Annotated in this window: 3 protein-coding genes and 1 pseudogene; 2 read left to right on the top strand and 2 right to left on the bottom strand. The window is 74.2% G+C overall.

The features are described 5' to 3' along the window. Positions 1–448, top strand: a pseudogene (locus FRCN3DRAFT_RS0218725) (hypothetical protein); the annotation flags it as partial. Between the two features lie 73 nt (positions 449–521). On the opposite strand, the gene FRCN3DRAFT_RS0218720 reads toward FRCN3DRAFT_RS0218725, so the two are convergent. Then, positions 522–1,364 carry a helix-turn-helix transcriptional regulator gene (locus FRCN3DRAFT_RS0218720; protein ID WP_007520666.1) on the bottom strand — a complete coding sequence of 281 codons (843 nt, stop codon included), beginning with the start codon at positions 1,362–1,364 and terminating at the stop codon, positions 522–524. 163 nt (positions 1,365–1,527) lie between these two features. Here FRCN3DRAFT_RS0218720 and FRCN3DRAFT_RS0218715 point away from each other — a divergent pair, with 163 nt between their 5' ends. Next, entirely contained in the window at positions 1,528–2,550 is a 1,023-nt protein-coding gene (locus tag FRCN3DRAFT_RS0218715; protein ID WP_007520664.1) for an aldo/keto reductase, read from the top strand. Positions 2,551–2,671: 121 nt separating this feature from the next. Here the strand turns inward: FRCN3DRAFT_RS0218715 and FRCN3DRAFT_RS0218710 are convergent, their stop codons facing one another. Next, a complete protein-coding gene (locus tag FRCN3DRAFT_RS0218710) occupies positions 2,672–3,142 on the bottom strand; it encodes a PASTA domain-containing protein (RefSeq protein ID WP_027140734.1) in 471 nt (156 codons plus the stop codon). Between the last annotated feature and the right edge of the window lie 93 nt (positions 3,143–3,235).

The raw sequence follows: 3,235 nt of genomic DNA, 5'->3' as shown, positions 1-3,235 counted from the left end.
GGAGATGGCGACGCTGCGCGGGCAGCTCGCGGCGGCTCGCGCGGAGCTCGCCACCGCCCACCGGGACGTGGAGGCCGCAGCGAGGACGATCATCGAGCTACGCGCCGAGCTCGTCTCCCTGCGGGAGTCGGCCGCCGCCGACCGGTCCGCCGCGGCGGCGGACCTCGACCGGGCCCGCGCCGCGGCCTCCGCCGAGGCCGACCGGTTGCGCCGCGAGGCCGCCGACGAGCTGGCCCGGGTACGGGCGGAGGCCGCGGCGACGCGGGAGACCGACCGGGCGGCGGCCGACGAACGGGCGTCCGTACTCGCCGAGGCCCGCGCCGACGCCCGCGTCCGCGCCGAACGGGCCGAACGCCAGGCCGACGACCTGGCCGCCCGGCTCGCCCAGCTGTCCGCCGTGCCCGACCACGTCTACGACGACGAACCGCCGGCCGGACGCGGCCGCTAGGAGCTCCCCGGAGATCCTGTTCGCCGCGTGCCCTTCCAGGCGGCCGCCGGCGGCCATACGTCTGGGGCCGCGCTCAGCCACGGGTCAGGTCCTGCAGGCCTACCACGCGCAGCAGTTCCAGCCGCTCGTAGGAGCTGCTGCCCGGGCGGGCGGTGTGGACGACCAGCCGTTGGTCGTGCTCAGGGCTGAGCAGCACCTCGCAGTCCAGCTCCAGCAGGCCGACGACCGGGTGCAGGAAGCGTTTGACGTCGGTTCGGCGCACGGCGACGTCGTGGGTGTCCCACAGCGCCGAGAACTCCTCGCTGCACGCGCGGAGCCGGCGTACGAGCGCTGCCAGCCGTGCGTCGTCCGGGCGGCGGGCGAAGGTGGCGCGCAGGTCCGCGACCGCGGCGCGGGCGCCGGGGTCACGGTCCTCGGCCGGGAAGAGCTCCCGCGCGGTCGGGTCCGTGAAGTAGCGCCAGGCGACGTTTCGCTCCGCCTCGGGGCGGGCCGACGCGTCGCCGTGCAGCGCCCTGGCCAGCGCGTTCTGCGCGAGGATGTCACCGCGGTCGCTGATCACCTGGGCGGGAATGTCGGTCAGCCGGTCGAGGACGAGAAGCAGGCCGGGGCGGACGTGCTGGGTGGTCGACCGGTCACGTGGGGGTTCCTCGCCGGCCAGGTGGAAGAGATGGTCGCGTTCGTCGTTGGTCAGCCGCAGGGCGCGGGCGACGGCGGCGAGCATCTGGCGGGATGGGCGCGAGCCCCGGGCCTGTTCCAGCCGCGTGTAGTGGTCCGTGGACATGGACGCGAGCTGCGCCACCTCCTCACGACGCAGTCCCGGCGTGCGCCGCCGCGTGCCCTGCGCCAACCCCACGTCGGCCGGGGTGAGTCGGGTACGGCAGTGGCGCAGGAAGTCGGCCAGCTCGGTTCTGTCCACACCTCCACCATGCCCCCGACACGTGGCGCAGCCAGGGACGGCCAGTCCCCGGATAGAGGCGTCTCTCCCGCCAGCACCCACACCGCCACACGCTGGAAACCGGCCCGGCGGATCTGCCGGCGCCACCAGCCACCTGGCCTTACGCGGAGAGGGACGATTTCGCATGCAGTACCGCACGCTTGGCCGCACCGGGATCAAGGTCAGCCCATACGGGCTCGGCGCACTCATGTTCGCCACGTCCGTCGGCAACCCCGACCCCGACGACTCGGCCCGCATCATCCACAAGGCACTGGACGCGGGAATCAACCTCATCGACACCGCCGACGCCTACGGCGACTCCGAGGAGATCGTCGGCAGGGCGCTCAGAGGGCGACGGGACGCCGTCGTCCTCGCGACCAAGGTGAGTCGCCCGATGGGCGACGATCCCAATCACCAGGGCGCCTCCCGACGCTGGATCATGACCGCGGTCGAGAACTCGCTGCGCCGCCTGCGGACCGACCACATCGACCTCTACCAGATCCACCGGCCGGACCCCGCCACGGACATCGAGGAGACGCTCTCCGCGCTCTCCGACCTGATCCACAGCGGGAAGGTCCGGGCGATCGGGACGTCCGGGATGCCGGCGTCCGACCTCGTCGAAGCCCAGTGGGTCGCCGAGCGGTGCGGCCTGGAACGGTTCCACACCGAGCAGCCGCCGTACTCGCTGCTCAACCGCGGCATCGAACGCGAGGTCCTGCCCGCCGCCCAGCGCCATGGCGTGGGCACGCTGGTCTGGGGCCCGCTCGGGCAGGGACTGCTCACGGGACGCGTCCGCAGGGGCCAGCAGAACGAGCTGCGCCGCGCCGGCCTGGTCAGGCACCTGGGCGACGAGCGCCGGCTCGACGCCGTCGAGCAGTTCGTCTCGCTCGCCGAGAAGGCGGGTGTGGCGCTGACCCACCTCGCGATGGCGTTCGCGATCGCGCATCCCGGCGTGACCAGCGCGCTCGTCGGGCCCCGCACGATGAGCCATCTCGACGACCTTCTCGCCGGCCTCGACGTGGCGCTCACCGACGACCTCCTCGACCAGATCGACGAGATCGTCCCGCCGGGCACCGACGTCGGCGCGCTCGACCAGGCATACGTGCCGCCGGCTCTCCAGCGGGAGAGCCTGCGGCGCCGGCCAGTCGGCGAACGCACCGCCGCCTGACGCCTCCCGCCATCGACGGCGGGACCGCCGGGGCGCCGAGCCGTCCGCTCGTCCGCCGGCCCCTACCGAGGTGGCCGGCGGACGAGCCCTCAGATCCTCGGACCGGAGGCGCGAACGGCGGTCAGGAACCGCCGCTCGTCGGCTGTGCCGCGCCAGATGCGCAGACGTAGGTGATGGACACGTAGCCGCCCCTGGCCACCCGGGTTCCCCCGGCGGGGCTCTGCGCCGTCACCGGGCCGTAGCCCCAGGGGCAGTTCCACTCACCGCCGTAGGTGACGTTGAAACCGGCGCTTTGTAGAGCGCTGTTCGCTTCGTCCGCCGGGGAGCCGACGACCGTGGGAACGGTGACGCACTCGCTGGCGACCTGGAGGGTGACGGTCGGCTGCCGTCCGGCCTGCGTGCCCGCGGCTGGCGACTGGGCGAGCACGACGCCGGCCGGGACGTTCGGGCTGGCGCAGTCCTTCGTCTGACTCACCGTGAAACCCGCGGCCTGCAGGGTTGCCGTAGCGGCGGCGGCGGTCTGGCCGACGACGTTGGGAACCGTGGACGCGGGCCGTGACGGCGGCTGGGTGCCCGCGGGCCGGGTGGACACCTCGGAGGTCGGCCTGGGCGCAGGCGCGGAGGCCGTGGGGGCCGGCCCGCCGGTCGCCGTCGCCCCGGGCGTCGGGCCGCCGGTCACGGCCGT

Origin of the sequence: Pseudofrankia saprophytica (genome assembly GCF_000235425.2) — a bacterium.
Lineage (GTDB): Bacteria > Actinomycetota > Actinomycetes > Frankiales > Frankiaceae > Pseudofrankia > Pseudofrankia saprophytica.
The sequence above is the reverse complement of the archived record's forward strand: the minus strand, read 5'-3'. Positions and strand labels throughout refer to the sequence as shown.

Excerpts from the sequence above, each read along its gene's own strand:
- FRCN3DRAFT_RS0218715 (WP_007520664.1), top strand. The coding sequence starts at position 1,528 with ATGCAGTACCGCACGCTTGGCCGCACCGGGATCAAGGTCAGCCCATAC.